We start from the raw sequence: 14,520 nt of genomic DNA on the forward strand, positions 1-14,520 counted from the left end.
TATGGTCGTTCAATGCAGTCGCCCGGCAGTGCGTGTCGTACTCAGTCCTTCACGAAATCCTCGCGGTATGGTGTGAAGATGTCGATGAGCTGTCCGGCTTCGAGGCAGACACAGCCGTGCTCGACACCGTCGGTCTTCAGAAGGGTATCGCCCTCGGTGACGATGTGTTTCTCCCCGTCGATCGTGAACTCGAACTTACCGGACTTGATATAGGTGATCTGGGTGTGCGGGTGATGATGGAGCTTGCCGATGGCACCCTCATCGAAGGTATTCTCGACGACCATCACGTCATCGGAGTACGCAAGGACACGCTTCGTGACGCCCTCCCCACCGGACTCTGTGACGATATCCTTATAAAATACCCAACGTTCATTCTTGTGCTCATGATGTAACATCTGTGGTTCTCCCTTTTCTGTGTCGCGGTCGCAGACGACCGCCTGTGATGCCTCTATTTTAGCGCCAGGTGAACCGCTTTACAAGATATATCAGCCGGTGAGCAGAAAATCCGCTCACCGGCTGATGTATTTTTTCCGTCACATCCGGCCCAGCCGGTACTTGAAGTCCCGGTAGCCGAAGTGAACGATCTCCTCGGTGCGGCCCGAACGGATCGGATGAATCCACGATGATAAGATCATACTCGGCCTCGCACTGACGAATGAACTTGAGTGCGTTCTCATAGTAGATGTGCACGCGACGATCGTCCATACGGCAGGCATTGCCCGGAAGATACGCACGGCAGGCCTCGATGACCTGCGGGTCCATCTCGACGAGGTCGATGCACTCGACGCGGTCATAGCGGGTGAGCTCCCGCACGACGCCGCCGTCACCGGCACCGATGACGAGGATGTCCTTCGCGTTCCGGTGGACGGCCATCGGTACATGGGTGATCATCTCATCGTAGATGAACTCGTCACGCTCGGTCAGCATGACGTTGCCGTCGAGGGTCAGCACACGACCGAACTCCGGTGTTTCGAAGATGTCGATGCGCTGGTAGTCGCTCTGCTTCGAGTAGAGCTGACGGTTCACACGGATGCTGTGCTTCACATCCGGTGTATGAAACTCTGAAAACCACATTTCCATTTGTCTTTCCTCCTTCCGACGATGCTTACTCGGCGATGACGTTCAGGTGCAGAATCTCCGCATCCTCCGGTCCCGTCATGCTGCAGCCCTTCGCCTTCGCGTACTCGATATAATCGAGGATCTCCGCGGTGATCCGCTCGCCTGGTGCCAGGATCGGAATGCCTGGCGGGTAACACATGACGAACTCACTGCAGACCTTGCCTACAGTTTCACGCAGCGGCAGGCTCTTCTTCGGTGCGTAGAACGCCTCCTGCGGACTCGCGGCCACCTCCGGATCGATGTACTCCTGGCTGAGCAGGCCCTCGCCGTTCGTATGATATCGTCGCTTGATTTCGGACAACGCGCTCACGAGACGCTCGATCTCCTGGATGCGATCGCCGATGGAGAGGTAGGCGAGGATGTTGCCGATGTCACCGAACTCGATCTGAATATCGTATTCATCCCGCAGGATGTCATAGACCTCGATGCCCGCGAGTCCGATGTCCAGCGTATGGACACTGAGCTTCGTGGTATCGAAATCGAAGATGGAATCTCCGTTGCAGAGCTCCTTGCCGAAGGCATAGTAGCCGCCGACGGCATTGATCTCCTCACGGGCGTACTCGGCCATATCCGCCACCTGATGGAAGACCTGCCGGCCGCGCAGGGCGAGGTTCCGGCGGGAGATGTCGAGGCTCGACATGAGGAGATAGCTGCCCGAAGTCGTCTGTGTGAGGTTGATGATCTGACGCACGTAGCCTTCATTGACATTCGGTCCCGTCAGGAGGAGACTCGACTGGGTGAGGCTGCCGCCGCTCTTATGCATCGAAACCGAGGCCATGTCGGCGCCGGCTGCCATCGCGGACACCGGAAGACCGCCACCGAAATAGAAGTGGGTGCCATGGGCCTCATCCGCGAGGCAGAGCATGCCGGCATCATGGGCCATGCGCACGATGGCGCGGAGGTCACTGCAAATGCCATAGTAGGTCGGGTTGTTTACCAGCACCGCGACTGCCTTCGGATGCTCGGCGATGGCCTTCGCCACCTGCTCACGCTTCATACCGAGACTGATACCGAGGCGGGTGTCCACCTCCGGATTCACATAGACCGGCACGGCACCGCAGAGCACCAGCGCGTTCAGGACGCTGCGGTGTACGTTTCGCGGCAGGATGATCTCATCGCCGCGCTTGCAGGCGGTCAGCACCATGCTCTGTACGGAGCTCGTCGTACCGCCGACCATCAGGAAGGCGTGGGCTGCGCCGAAGGCATCGGCCGCCAGCTCCTCTGCTTCCCGAATCACCGACACCGGATGGCAGAGATTATCGAGGGGCTTCATGCTGTTGACGTCGACGCCGACGCACTGCTGCCCCAGGAACGCCGTCAGCTCCGGGTTGCCGCGGCCACGCTTGTGCCCCGGCACATCAAAAGGGACCACACGCATGCGCCGGAAGTTCTCCAGCGCCTCGTGGATCGGTGCACGCCGCTGATCCAGGCGCGTGCGTTTCGCATTTCCATTCATGTATTACCTCCGTTCGTGGCACCACCATGACATGCACGCTACTCACGCATTGCTTCTCGTTCGAATTCTGTTTCGCAGGCAACTCGAGTGCGCAGCTAAGCATGCATGCTCACAATGCGCTCATCATCCGCTGCTGCGAAGCAGAAATAAAAAAGGCAAGTCTGCATATACGCAAACTTGCCTGAAATCAGCTTATGTAGGGACAGGAAACGCCCTCCTCGGAGTCCGAAACCGGGTGTTCATCTGTCGTTTCAAAAAACTGAGCGTGTCGAGAGTCTATATAGCAATCTTACTTTTACTACTCTTTATTGACCAATTCACAAGTCTGCGCGTTTAACGTGCAATTTCATGGTTGTAAAGGAACCAACTTATAAAATCTGAGCTTCTAACTCAATCAATAAGGTAACCGAAGTTACCGATCGGCAGTGGACCCGGCTGTCCGTATGGCCTTAGCCCCAGTGGAGCGGTCCGTAGGTAAATTGCTTTGAAAAACTCTTACAAACACGATTCGTCTTTCAAATCGAGTTGATTATAAACAGAATAAAATTTACTGTCAATTATTTTTATGTGTTATTCTATCCCTGTAACATTTCAAGTATGAGGAACCGATTATGAATCAGTATGTAGATCAAAGCATCGCGCTCTGGGTCATCTTTATGAGCGTCATCGCCTTTCTGCTGTATGGGCTCGACAAGTATAGGGCGATCCACCATCGGTGGCGGATTCCGGAGCAGACGCTGATTCTGGCGGCGCTCGTCGGTGGCGCACCGGGTGCCCTGCTCGGCATGCGGATGTTTCATCATAAAACGCGGAAGTGGAAGTTCCGTATCCTGGTCCCGCTCGCCACGATCGCGTGGATGGCGCTACTCGGCTATCGCTTCGTTATAGTGTAGTGCTGTGGATGCGAGAACCAGATGGAATGACATATGAAGAAATTTTGTTGTACTATGTAGTAAAGTCCCGCTATGGCAGAAACATCGCAACCGTTGATCGTGCTGCTTTTTAGAATGTCCAGCGATGTGTGGACGAATCATGATATGACTGGAGAGAAAATGGAAAAGATAAAGTCAGTTGCGTTACTTGGGGCTGGTGCCGTCGGCTCCTATGTGATTTATGGATTTTCAGGCTGCCCTGATCTTCGCTTCAGCCTCGTCGCTGAGGGCGCGCGTGCGGAGCGCTTAAAGAACGACGGCTGTCTCATCAACGGGGATGTATACCATCCGGAGGTCCTGTCGTCTGCCGAGGCACACGGAGTCGACCTGCTGATCGTCGCCCTCAAGTATGGTGCCCTGAAGGAAGCATTGCCCGAGATCCGGGCGGTCGTCGGCGAACACACGACGGTCATGAGCCTCATGAACGGGGTCGACAGTGAGGACATCATCGCCTCTGCCATCGGTGCGGAGCACATGATCTACTCGATGATCAAGGTGGCGTCCTCCCGCCAGGAGGGCCGGGGCTGCTGCTTCGACCCGGAGACGACCGTCGGGATCATCTATGGGGAGGCCAATGCTCCTTACGAGAGTGCACGGATCCGCGCGATGGAGGATGTCTTCGGAAGGTCCCGCCTGCATACGCGGCACACGGACTGCATCCGCGAGGAGATCTGGAACAAGTTCCGGCTCAATGTATGCAACAACCTGCCACAGGCCATCCTCGGCGTCGGCGTGGGCTGCTACCGGGACAGTGCGCACATGAAAGCCATCAGCGATGGACTCCGCCACGAGGTGGAACAGATCGCAGAAGCGAGGGGTGTCGACATGGAGAAGCTCGCTATGCTGGACAGCAAGGGCTGTCTGGTGTCGCCGGCCGCGCGCTACTCAACTCTGCAGGATCTCGATGCTGGACGGCATACGGAAATCGATATGTTTTCCGGGACGCTGATGCGGATGGGCGAGGAATGCGGCATTCCGACGCCGTTTAACACCTGCATTTACCACCTGATCAAGGCACGCGAGGAAAAGAACGACGGCCTCTTCGATTATGAGGGAAAGACCGATAAAAGCTGCTGGGCGAAGTAAAAAGATCCTATCACGAAACAGCCTGCCGTTAAAACGGCGGGCCGTCTTTATGTGTGCGAAGCTGTAAAGTTTTTATGCGTCGACATCATCTGACGGATAGAAGGAGGTATCATGCCTGTCGAAAACACCACAAAAGCCTGGTTTCATCTGCCTGGCCTGTTCGAATATTATGAGCTCTATGCCCGTTTTCTCCCGCTGTACCGTGCACATCGGGCGTACTTCTATGATTGGTGCGAGATCGGCTCGATCTATGGCGCACCGCGCGACGCGATCTGGAGCGGTGGACGCATCAGTGATGGCACAGCCGCCCCGGAGAATGTGCTGACACTCATGCGGGACTACGGCATCTCTGCCCGCCTCACCTTCAGTAATTCCCTGCTGCAGCCGGAGCATCTGCACGATCCGGCCTGCAATGCGCTGTGCCGTCTGTTTTCGGAAGGAGCAGCGCCGGCGAACGGCGTGATCGTGTCCTCCGATCTGCTGATCGATTATCTTCGGACGCACTATCCGAAGCTCTATCTCGTCTCCTCGACCACGAAGGTACTGACGGATTTCACAGAGCTTCGTCATGAGCTCACGCGGCCAGAATTTCGTTTCGTCGTGCCGGATTTCCGCCTGAATAAGGTATGGCCATCTCTTCGTGCACTGCCACAGGCAGCGAAGAACAAGGTCGAATTTCTCTGCAACGAGTATTGCTGGTTCGGCTGTCGGGACCGAAAGGCCTGCTATGAAGCAGTCAGCCGCATCGCCCTCGGGATACCCGGTCCGGAGCATCACTGCGCTGCCCCGCATGCAGCCGAAGGCTATCGCTTTTCGAAGGCGATGGAGAATCCAGGCTTTATCAGCCTGGACGATATCCGGAACGTCTATCTTCCGATGGGCTTCTCGCAGTTTAAGATCGAGGGGCGGGGCCTCGGCAGTGCGCTGATCCTCGAGTTCCTGCTCTACTACCTGACCCGCCCGGAATACCAGATTCACGTGCGCGAGGCACTCTACCTCGACAACATGCTGGATCTCTTCTGATCCACTGCCTGCGTGGCGCCATCCTCACCTTAAGAATTTCGTAAGGGGGTCAGACCCCATTACGAAATTCTTAAAAAACGTTGAAGTCGCCGTAAGGGGAGCTGCCCTTATAACTGCAGACATCAAAAAAGCTCCCTCGCGGGAGCTTTTTCGTTATGCGCATGATAAACATACGCTTCATGGTATCCTTATGCAAACAGTGCCGGGAACAGGAAGGCTGGAATCTGAAGCCAGATGTCCGGGAACAGAATCATAACCGCAAGTACCGCAAGGGAAGACAGGAAGTACGGTAGTGTTCCCTTGAAGGCATCCTCGATCGAGATCTTCGCGATACTCGATGCGATGAGGAGGCAGAGGCCGTACGGTGGTGTAACGAGGCCGAGGGCCAGGGTTACGATGATGATCAGTCCGAGGATGATCGGGCTGATATTGAGTGCTGCTGCGGACGGAAGGATGATCGGGCAGAACAGGATCATCGCCGGTACCGCATCCATGAAGGTTCCGATGAAGAGGAAGAACAGCACAACGACGATCAGGAATACGGTTCTTCCACCCGGGATGGAGACGAAGAAGGACTGTACGATCATGTTCAGCTGATAGTAGCTGAGGAGCTCACCTAGTGCGTTCGCGGTTGCAAGTGCAAACAGGGAAAGGGAGGACAGCTTCATGGTCTCGATCAGGATCTTCGGAAGCATGTTGAACTTCAGTGAACGGTAGAAGAACAGGCCGATCAGAAGTGCATATACGCAGCATACAGCGGATGCCTCGGTCGGCGTGAAGAAACCAGTGACGATACCACCGATCAGGATAACCGGGGAAAGCAGTGCCGGAAGAGAATCCAGTACGAGCTTCGCCACATCCTTTGCAGGAACCGGGTCCATCTTCGGGAAGTTCTTCTTCTTGGAATACATCTTAACGACGGCCATCTGAGACAGTCCGAGGAGGATGCCAGGAAAGAGACCCGACATGAAGAGGGCACTCGTCGAGCAGTTTGCAATACCCGCGTACACAACCATGGTGATACTCGGAGGGATGATCGACCCGAGTGTAGAGGATGCTGCGGTGACACCGACAGCCGTTCCCTCATCATAACCGGTGTCGATCATGGCCGGGATCAGGATGGAACCGATACCTGCGGTATCTGCCTGTGAAGAACCGGAGATACCACCGAACACCATGGACACGAGAACGTTCGAGTATGCGAGTCCACCACGGAAACGGCCGACCAGCGCGTTACTGCAGGCAACCAGACGGTCCGTGATATCACCCTCGTTCATGAGGTTCGCTGCGAGAATAAAGAGCGGAACCGCGAGCAGGGTGAAAGAGTTCATACCATTGAACATCTTCGTGAATACAACCGTATTCGGGATCGTCGGCATCGACATGATACCGGTGAAGGAAACGACGCCCAGTGCGAAGGAAATCGGCACACCGATGGCAACAAATACGATAAATAAAATAACCAGTAGAGCGCCCATTATGCCTTACCTCCGTGAACAAGCTTCATAATCTCTTCATAGATCTGATAAACCAGATAGATGCTGGCGGTACCGCCGCAGATCGGAAGACACATCCAGGTCGGGCCTCTCTTGAAGCTCGGGATGTTCGTCCAGGTATAGTTCCAGAACTGCTTCGTGATCTGAATGCCATACACAAGCATCAGCACAGCGAAAATCAGCATGACGATGTCGATGACGATCTGAAGTACGCTCTTCGCCTTCTCATTCTTCAACTTGTCATAGAAAGAGGTGAATGCGAAGTGACGCTTGTCATCAACCATCGCAGCTCCACCCATAAATACTGCCCAGATGAACGAATACATCGATACATCCTCGGTCCATGTTGCAGCGATTCCCATAAATCTCGTCGCCATCTGGATGACGACGGTCATCAGGAAGATGAAAAGGAATACAGCTGCGACCATAACCTGTAGATTTTTCAGACCTTTAATTGCTTTTTTCATCATTTAACCCCAAGTATGTAGTGATAAAAACAGAGAAGCTGCAATCCGTTCCCTGCAGCGTCGATGATCTGCTCTTCGTTACGGTTTGCCCGCTTCTCTGTCTGAGATCTGTTTCAGTTTCTGATCTTTGTTTCGATGTCCGCTGTCAATTTCAGCTTCGATCGAAACAGATGTCCGAATGCCGGATGATTACTTGTTGGCTGGATTTGCCTTCTTTACCATCTCAAGCTCTTCTTCCATGCCGTTGTCCTTTGCGAACTTCTCCTGGATCGGCTCTGCAATCTTCTTGAATGCATCGATATCCATATCCTCAAATGCAGTAACCTCTGCGCCGTCCGCAATTACCTTCTCCTTGGAAGTCTTGAACATCGTGTAAACGGTCTCACGCTCAACCTCGGTTGCCTTCTTGCAGGCTGCGTCTACCCACTCCTTCTGCTCATCGGTCAGCTTGTTGTAGCGGTTGCCATCCATGAGGAGAAGACGGGTGGTGAAATCGTGGTGAGTCTCACAGATATAGTGGCCGTTTGGCGTCTTGTGGTGCTCCTTTAGCATGAAGGATGTGTAATCGTTCTCAGCGGAATCTACAACGCCCTGCTGTAATGCCTGGTAAAGCTCGCCCCATGCAACAGAGGTAGGAACCGCGCCACACTGCTTCCAGAACTCCTGCTGAACCTGTGAGGACTGTGTACGGATGGTCATACCCTTCAGGTCTGCCGGTGTCTTGATGGCCTTCTTACCATAGTAATCACGTACGGAAGAGGTCCAGTAGCTCATAACACGGAAGCCGTTGTTTGTCTTGTCGAGGATGGTCTGCTGCATCTTGGCACCGAAATCGCCGTCAAGTGCTGCCTCCCAGTGATCGAAGCTGTCGAAGATGTAGTACAGGGAGAAGAAATCTACCTCTGGTACACCGATGGATGTCATGAATCCCGGAGATGCAACAACGAGATCTGCTGCACCCATGGAAAGCTTCTCTACGAGCTCGTTCTCGTTCTCGCCGAGGGTTCCCTTATGAACGGTTGCGGTCGCCTTTCCACCGGAAACCTCCTCCAGTGCATCCTTGAATGCGTCCATACCGATGGAGTATGGGTTCTCCTCAGAGGTCTGGTTCGATGCGATGATCAGGTTCAGCTCAACCTGTGCCGGATCTGCGCCGCCCTTGTTGTCCTCCGCCTTTGACTCAGCTGCTGCCTGACTTGCTGCCTGAGTTGCTGCCTGACTTGCTGCCTGAGTTGCTGCCGGTGTGCCGCTGCCTCCACATGCTGCGAGTGACATGGCCATCGCGCCTGCTACGACGAGTGATAAAATACGTTTTTTCATTATGCCTCCCTATGGTATAGAAAAAAATTCGTTTCGACGAAAGCACACACTTTCGTCCAGTATCGTTATTATACAACTTATACAAATAATGTCAACTTATCCAGCATGCTGCCCATCATATTTTTGTGGTTATCCGGTCAACTATTTTATGTGCATTTTACAAAGCACAAAATAATATCCAAAACTCCATCTTCTGTTTTGAGCACTTTTTATATTCTCGTTTCATCGACGGCCTTAAGAATTTCGTAAGGGGGTCTGACCCCATTAAGAAATCCTTACGAAATTATGAAAGCGTCGTAAGAGGGTCTGCCCCCATAAATTCTTTTCTTTTGCGTCCGACTGATGTAATCTACAGTATATATTTTTTCGAGGGGAAGGTACTTACTATGGAGAAACAATGGTGGCACACGAAAACAGCTTATCAGATCTATCCGAAAAGCTTCTGTGATACGAACGGAGACGGCATCGGCGATCTTCCGGGCATCATCGATAAGCTCGATTATCTGAAGGATCTCGGCATCGACATCCTCTGGCTCTCACCGATCTACTGCTCTCCGCTCGCCGATCAGGGCTATGATATCTCAGATTACTACAACATTGACCCTCGCTTCGGAACGATGGAGGACATGGATCGGCTGATCGCGGAAGCGAAAAAACGCGATATGTACATCCTGATGGATCTCGTCGTCAACCACTGCTCGGATGAGCACGCGTGGTTCCGGAAAGCCTGCGAGGATCCGGAAGGTGAATACGGAAAGTACTTCTACATCGAAGACTGTCCAGATGGAAAGCGGCCGTGCAACTGGCGCTCCTACTTCGGTGGCAGTGTCTGGGAACCGCTTCCGGGGCATCCGGACAAGTGTTACCTGCACATGTTCCATAAGAAGCAGCCGGATCTCAACTGGGAAAACCCGAAGCTGCGTGAGGAAATCTATACGATGATCAACTGGTGGCTCGCTAAGGGGCTCGCCGGCTTCCGCATCGATGCGATCATCAACATCAAGAAGCCGCTTCCGTGGCAGGATTATCCAGCAGACCGCGCGGATGGCCTGTGCGGTGCGGGCGAGGTTCTGAAGCACGCCGACGGCATCGGTGCCTTTCTGAGTGAGATGCGTGACCGCTGCTTCCTTCCACACGGCGCCTTTACCGTCGGTGAAGTCTTCAACGAGAAGCCGGAAGAGCTTCCGGATTTCATCGGTGACCACGGCTACTTCTCCTCGATGTTTGATTTTAACGAGACCATCTTCGGTGGCAGTGGGAACGGCTGGTACGACCAGACACCGATCACACCAAACGACTACCGAAGCTGCTGCTTCGCCAGTCAGAAGAAGGTCGGTGACATCGGTATGCTGTCCAATATCATCGAAAATCACGATGAACCGCGCGGCGTGTCCCGCTATATCCCAGAAGGTGAATGCAGTATCCCTGCGAAGAAGCTGCTGGCCACCATGAATATCATGCTTCGTGGCCTTCCATTTATCTATCAGGGTCAGGAAATCGGTATGGAAAATGTAGAATTCCAGTCGATCCGCGAGGTAAACGATATTTCAACGCTCGATGAATACCAGGTCGCACGGAAGGCCGGACTGACACCGGACGCCGCACTGAAGGCCGTCAACCGTCTGAGCCGTGATAACGCCCGGACACCATTCCAGTGGGACGCTTCGGCCAATGCTGGATTCACGGATGGCACCCCGTGGCTGCCTGTAAACCGTAATTACACGCGAATCAACCTGGACAGTCAGAAAAACGACCCGGATTCCGTTTACCTGTACTACCGTCGTCTGCTGGCGCTCCGGAAGGACCCTCGCTATGCCGAGACGGTCGTTTACGGTGATCTGGTTCCAGTCTTCGAGGACCAGGACCGCGTCATGGCCTACTACCGGACGAGCGCTGCACAGACCCTGCTCGTCATCGGAAACTACAAAACCGAGCCCCAGACCCTGACCCTCTCGTCGAAGATTCGAAAGGTCGCACTGAACAACCTGCCTCAACTGAAGACCGAAGGCGATACCATCACGCTGGAAGGCTATCAGGCCGTCATCCTGGATGTTTCCTCGGATAGCTGAGCAGAAAACACATTCCATCACAAGACATTTTCCGAGGATAAAGAGAAGAGCGAAGCCAATGTTGCCGAATCTGAAACATTGGCTTCGCTTTTTTATCGAAAATATGCGTATATAAAAATAAAAGAAAATATCCGTGCCCTGCCATGGTAAACTATAGCTATAAGGTAAACTCTTTTGTGATGATCCGTGCAGATATGTAAGTATGGGACGAGATGAAGGTTCCCGTACATAACGAAAAGGAGGTACGATATGAGCGTGATTACGATGGACCGCCTTCCGAAGACACTGGGAGAATGTAAGGCGATGCCGCAGGCAACACTGAAGAATCCGGAGGAAGTAGCCGCACTCACGGTCGCTGTGCTGGCCCTCTATCCTGAGAATCCGGCAGAGACCGAAAAGATGCTGGATTTTCTGCGCGGACCGCGACCATTAAATGGTATGGATAAGCAGTTTATCAAGGATCGTTTCCGCGGAAAGACCTATCTGATGCGATCCTATTTTGTCGGTTCGACACCAGAGAATAACTACACGCCGGCACTTCCGTATCGTGTTTCGGTATCGGAGAATGCAAACAGCCGGAGCGAGGATGGCTATCTTACGCTCTATGTGGCCTGCAGTGGTGCCGACAGCCCGAGACCGCTAAAACTCCGGAACAAGCCGTCGACCGGCGAGTGGTTCCTGTGGGAGCAGCAGCTGCTGACCGGCATCCGGATCCCGAAGGCGGAGGATGCGTGGGCATAAATGAGTGAGTACAGCATTTGAATCAACCACTCCTGGTATCCGTCAAAGTATCATTCTGATCCTTGGGATCTTCAGGCGCAGAAAATGCAAAAGCAAACGACCATCAACCTGCTCCGATGAGGAGTAAGTTGATGGTCGCAAAAGTGCCGTAGCTTCTTCTACCCATGCAATCAATTCATTAATCCGCCATAGGCAGATTCTATCATGTGTGCTGAAACCCCTTCCAAAATCTGTTCTTTTTCATTATACTGTTCGAACCTGTCGGAAATTCCGACAGGTTAAATCTTCATCTAACTCGCCTTCTTCATAGATATTTCGTATATGTTCCACGATATTGGTTCGAGATGATTGAAACAATTCTGCCATCTGTGCCTGCAGTTCAAAAGCAATGTATTCGAAGATTTCACGAAGGTCTGTCTCGGCCTGATCTGAAATCACGATATCATAAATCATAATCTTTGCGAATATCAGCAAAAACAGATTTTGCTGATCTAGTACGACCTGCCTGCATATCCGCATATCCTTTCTCAAGTTCTGTATTCATCTGTGCTTCTGATAATGCACTAACATCTACAGGACGAGCGGATGGCATTTTCACTTCAAAAGGAAGTCCTCTTTGAAGAATAATTTGTTTGTAAAACATATTTATTGCATTGGATGCAGGAATTCCTAATGCTGCTAAGATTCCTTCTGCCTGTTCTTTTACATCAGGCTCAATGCGTGCGTATAAATTTGCTGATTTTGTTGCCATAGTAAACACTCCTTTCGAGTTTTTTCTAACTATATCATATACATTTGTACAGACAAAAGCAATGCAAAATCAATATTTGACCCGTAGTGGACAATCGCTGACCGCTATGGGAGCCAACTGTCAAAAAACTTCCTATCTTTCGGTCATTAAGCCACCTGATTTAATGACGCTTCGCCTTCACATATTCTCTATATTCATCACGAACGATTGAATATGAAATCAAATTCTCTATAAGCCCAATGACATCTGGATCATCCAGACGCCATAGCCGATCATGTACGATACTGCCGAGAAAGAATCGTTTTCCACTGATGATTCGCGGATACCGATCTTCGACAAACATCCTGAGTTCATCAATTTTACCACTGCCCTGTCTTCCGACCGCAATTTTCCCACTATGATAAAAACTCACTTTATCACCAGTGATGGCCACATTATCCTCGACAACTAACTGTAACGCATGATGTGCCTCTTTTTCATCATCATGAGCAACCACGATGCAGGTTTTTACCTTATCCGGACTCGTGCTTTTACAATATGTTGTAACGCCGATGGAGAAGAATTCTGTATTCTCATTGACCTTCACGAGAAACGATCGGTAAGGGCCAAAGAACTTACCGCCAGCTGCATTGCCATACGATAACATTCGTACGCCGTAATCTTCAATCAATTCAAACAGGCCATATTTTCCGGTCGGCATCTTGACGCGTGTATCCAGCAGACCTTCCCACAGATTAAATATCGGAACGGCGAGACTTAGTGGCGTTAATTTGCTGATACCATCCCCGTAATCATCGTCTTCTCTATCAGAAAAATCTTTCTTCAGGTAGGATTCCAGCCGGTCGAATGGGATTCGTGGTGGAAGCTCTCCGAGATCCCATTCTTCATATTGATCCGACAGCATCCCCTTATAATCCGGTAATGTCGTCAGGCTTATGTAATCATCCTTTTCCGCATCATATCTGAAGCAGTACTGATCAATTCCATTTGTAAGCATGGCATACGTAGCACCCATCAGATCACAGTATTCAAACATCTGCTCCTTCGCCTTCATGTCCAGATACACGTTGGGTGCCTTGCACTCAATCACTGCGATCGGTACCGACTGCTGATCTGCATCCAGCGCATGAATGACGATATCCGCCCTCTTTTTGCTTGTGATGCCATAGTGCGATAAGTGCTGCTCCGAAATGATTTCCTGTATCGGAACATGCAGCGTATCCGTCAAATACAGGATCACGCTCTGCCTTACCGTTTCTTCCGGCGTAATATAAATCAGTTTTTTTCGGATAGGATCCAAATAGCATTCTCTACCATTACGCTTATATATCGGGGGCAGTTTCCCCGAAAAGGCTGCTTCCATGTCTTTTCCTCCGGAATACTCTGTTGATGTAAGGCGATACCTAGCCGCCCCATATGAAGCACTTTCTTATTTAACTTACCCCCACAACTCCTAAGTTTCATCGCTGCCCAACTGTACAACAAACTAGAAGTTATTCATTTAATTCAGCCTCAATTTCTTCAATGGTAGGCATACTACCTCTGAACTCTTCTGGTATAAGTTTTGATAATTCATAGCTAGAAATACCAAGTGGCTGGCTAGTAGACTCTAATGCATACTGAGCTTCTACTTTATCCATATCTTTACAAATCAGAAGTCCCAAAGTAGGATTATCAGCTTCTGTTTTCATCTGATGATTGATAGCCACAACATAAGTTCCCAATTGACCTGCATAAGAAGAATCAAATTTTCCTGTTTTTATTTCTACAACAACATAGCAATGCCTTTGAGTATTGTAAAATAACATATCTATGAATTTTTCAGTATCTCCTACCTCAATTCTCACTTCCCTACCCATATAAGCAAAGCCAGTACCTAATTCCATAAGGAAATTATTAACTTTCTCTATAAGCGCATCCTTTAGTTCCTTTTCATCATACCGTTCACGTGCATATTGCGGAGCTAATCGGCCGGGTTTGCGAAGCAAAACGGCCGCATTCCGTTTCTGAACGGTCGGCACGAGCTCTATCTTAGTGGTCCACTCCTTTATAATGATGCT

General features: G+C 51.4%; 13 protein-coding genes and 1 pseudogene. 5 read left to right on the top strand and 9 right to left on the bottom strand.

Annotated elements, in window-relative coordinates:
• Positions 1–41: 41 nt before the first annotated feature.
• The 3 genes and pseudogenes from ACTNC3_RS03565 to ACTNC3_RS03575 all read right to left on the bottom strand — a co-directional run bounded on the left by ACTNC3_RS03565 (position 42) and on the right by ACTNC3_RS03575 (position 2,575).
• Positions 42–395: a cupin domain-containing protein gene (locus ACTNC3_RS03565; RefSeq protein WP_410042797.1), complete on the bottom strand. Its 354-nt coding sequence runs from the start codon at positions 393–395 to the stop codon at positions 42–44.
• 190 nt (positions 396–585) lie between these two features.
• Positions 586–1,080: pseudogene (locus ACTNC3_RS03570) on the bottom strand (spermidine synthase); the annotation flags it as partial.
• 25 nt (positions 1,081–1,105) lie between these two features.
• Positions 1,106–2,575, bottom strand: coding sequence for an aminotransferase class I/II-fold pyridoxal phosphate-dependent enzyme (locus tag ACTNC3_RS03575; RefSeq protein WP_441226476.1), 1,470 nt, complete (start codon positions 2,573–2,575; stop codon positions 1,106–1,108).
• Positions 2,576–3,186: 611 nt separating this feature from the next.
• On the opposite strand from ACTNC3_RS03575, the gene ACTNC3_RS03580 reads away from it, so the two are divergent.
• From ACTNC3_RS03580 to ACTNC3_RS03590, 3 genes are all read left to right on the top strand, one after another.
• Positions 3,187–3,468, top strand: coding sequence for a DUF1294 domain-containing protein (locus tag ACTNC3_RS03580; protein WP_441226477.1), 282 nt, complete (start codon positions 3,187–3,189; stop codon positions 3,466–3,468).
• Between the two features lie 159 nt (positions 3,469–3,627).
• Positions 3,628–4,593 (top strand): ketopantoate reductase family protein, encoded by a 966-nt coding sequence (locus ACTNC3_RS03585; protein WP_441226478.1) that lies wholly within the window; start codon positions 3,628–3,630, stop codon positions 4,591–4,593.
• Positions 4,594–4,704: 111 nt separating this feature from the next.
• The gene (locus ACTNC3_RS03590) at positions 4,705–5,616 is read left to right on the top strand and encodes a hypothetical protein (RefSeq protein ID WP_410042800.1); all 912 of its coding nucleotides are present in this window, start codon (positions 4,705–4,707) and stop codon (positions 5,614–5,616) included.
• Positions 5,617–5,804: 188 nt separating this feature from the next.
• On the opposite strand, the gene ACTNC3_RS03595 is transcribed toward ACTNC3_RS03590, so the two are convergent.
• The 3 genes from ACTNC3_RS03595 to ACTNC3_RS03605 form a co-directional block, all read right to left on the bottom strand.
• Entirely contained in the window at positions 5,805–7,094 is a 1,290-nt protein-coding gene (locus ACTNC3_RS03595) for a TRAP transporter large permease (protein ID WP_441226479.1), read from the bottom strand.
• Positions 7,094–7,579: a TRAP transporter small permease gene (locus ACTNC3_RS03600; protein WP_441226480.1), complete on the bottom strand. Its 486-nt coding sequence runs from the start codon at positions 7,577–7,579 to the stop codon at positions 7,094–7,096. Before ACTNC3_RS03600 ends, ACTNC3_RS03595 begins: the two co-directional genes overlap by 1 nt.
• A gap of 189 nt (positions 7,580–7,768) precedes the next feature.
• On the bottom strand, positions 7,769–8,899 hold the full coding sequence (locus tag ACTNC3_RS03605; RefSeq protein WP_441226481.1) for a TRAP transporter substrate-binding protein: 1,131 nt from the start codon (positions 8,897–8,899) through the stop codon (positions 7,769–7,771).
• A 386-nt stretch (positions 8,900–9,285) separates the two neighbouring features.
• On the opposite strand from ACTNC3_RS03605, the gene ACTNC3_RS03610 reads away from it, so the two are divergent.
• Together ACTNC3_RS03610 and ACTNC3_RS03615 are read left to right on the top strand one after the other, a co-directional pair.
• On the top strand, positions 9,286–10,968 hold the full coding sequence (locus ACTNC3_RS03610; protein WP_441226482.1) for a glycoside hydrolase family 13 protein: 1,683 nt from the start codon (positions 9,286–9,288) through the stop codon (positions 10,966–10,968).
• A gap of 249 nt (positions 10,969–11,217) precedes the next feature.
• Entirely contained in the window at positions 11,218–11,709 is a 492-nt protein-coding gene (locus ACTNC3_RS03615) for a DUF6935 domain-containing protein (RefSeq protein WP_410042805.1), read from the top strand.
• Positions 11,710–12,151: 442 nt separating this feature from the next.
• On the opposite strand, the gene ACTNC3_RS03620 is transcribed toward ACTNC3_RS03615, so the two are convergent.
• The 3 genes from ACTNC3_RS03620 to ACTNC3_RS03630 form a co-directional block, all read right to left on the bottom strand.
• Entirely contained in the window at positions 12,152–12,460 is a 309-nt protein-coding gene (locus ACTNC3_RS03620) for a type II toxin-antitoxin system RelB/DinJ family antitoxin (protein WP_410042806.1), read from the bottom strand.
• Between the two features lie 160 nt (positions 12,461–12,620).
• Entirely contained in the window at positions 12,621–13,823 is a 1,203-nt protein-coding gene (locus ACTNC3_RS03625) for a type I restriction enzyme HsdR N-terminal domain-containing protein (protein WP_441226483.1), read from the bottom strand.
• A gap of 130 nt (positions 13,824–13,953) precedes the next feature.
• Positions 13,954–14,520: PDDEXK nuclease domain-containing protein (locus ACTNC3_RS03630; RefSeq protein ID WP_441226484.1), on the bottom strand; the 567-nt coding region annotated here is incomplete at its 5' end.

Source organism: Oribacterium sp. HCP3S3_B9 (assembly GCF_052064255.1).
Classification (GTDB): domain Bacteria; phylum Bacillota; class Clostridia; order Lachnospirales; family Lachnospiraceae; genus Oribacterium.